1 protein-coding gene is annotated in these 1,137 nt (G+C 41.2%); it reads right to left on the bottom strand.

Annotated features, from left to right (window positions below; genetic code table 11):
• Positions 1–90: 90 nt before the first annotated feature.
• A complete protein-coding gene (locus FC65_RS10750; RefSeq protein WP_056972742.1) occupies positions 91–1,065 on the bottom strand; it encodes an asparaginase in 975 nt (324 codons plus the stop codon).
• Between the last annotated feature and the right edge of the window lie 72 nt (positions 1,066–1,137).

Below are 1,137 nucleotides of genomic sequence, written 5' to 3'. Positions count from 1 at the left end.
ATCAGTACCACTTGATAAAGAACCTAAAAAACACATCGGTCTGTAATTGGATCGATGTGTTGTGAATTATTTAAGTTTTAATTGCAAAAATCAAGAAACTGCGTCATTGACAAATGAAGCCAGTTCTTTTGCGGACATTTGTGCACTTAATCCAACTAACAACTTGATTCGTGCCTTTTGTCCGTTTAATCCATGGCAAAAAATTGCCCCCATTTTTTCAAGGCGAATGCCACCGCCTTCGTAATCATAGACACTTTCGGCCGTACCATTAAAACAGCGAGAGACTATTACAACTGGAATATGTTGGTCAAGGAGTTTTTGCAGGCCGGGTAAAGTTGCGGGGGGTAGATTGCCGGCACCTAGTGCTTCTATTACAAGACCATTTGTTTTTTGCAAGGCTAACGTTTCGAATAGCTCTGGTCCCATTCCAGCAAAAGCTTTTAACAAGTAAACATTATCAACGACATGATCAAGCGGGACATAGGTTTGGCGGATCAATTTAGAAAAAAAGGTCACCCGTTCTTTTGAAACCGAACCAACTGGACCAAAAGATGGTGTGCGGAAAGTAGCCACATTTGTTGTGTGAGTTTTAGTTACATAGCGTGCTGTATGGATCTCATCATTCATGACAACTAAAACTCCCTTGTCATGAGCTTCATCACTTGCTGCAGTCTGAATTGCGGTCTGAAAATTATGTAATCCATCAGACCCGATCTCATTAGCAGATCTCATTGCACCGGTCACAACAACTGGAATTTCTGCTGGTAGTGTTAGGTCTAGAAAAAAAGCTGTCTCTTTTAGTGTGTCGGTTCCATGAGTGATAACAACGCCATCGATCCCTTCACTTTCAGCCTGCATGATTTTATTTCTTAAGGCTAACATTTCTGTTGGTCGCATGTGAGGCGAGGGAAGATTGAATGGATTCCTGATATCTAGCCTGATTTTTCCAGTAAAGGGATTATTGAAACTGTTGAGCGGGTTTTGCTTCCCAGGGATTATTGCGCCATCCTTGCCCTCAGACATCGCAATGGTCCCGCCAGTATGTAATACTAAAATTGTTTTCATATTTTTCACTCCGGATGCTTGTATTTAGTCACTTGAATTTAACCCCGATTTAAAATTGAAGTGCAACACTTG

This window comes from Ligilactobacillus acidipiscis DSM 15836, assembly GCF_001435755.1.
GTDB classification, from domain to species: domain Bacteria; phylum Bacillota; class Bacilli; order Lactobacillales; family Lactobacillaceae; genus Ligilactobacillus; species Ligilactobacillus acidipiscis.
Note: the sequence above shows the minus strand (reverse complement) of the source record. Positions and strands in the feature narration are given on the sequence as shown.

Excerpts from the sequence above, each read along its gene's own strand:
- FC65_RS10750 (WP_056972742.1), bottom strand. The coding sequence starts at position 1,065 with ATGAAAACAATTTTAGTATTACATACTGGCGGGACCATTGCGATGTCT.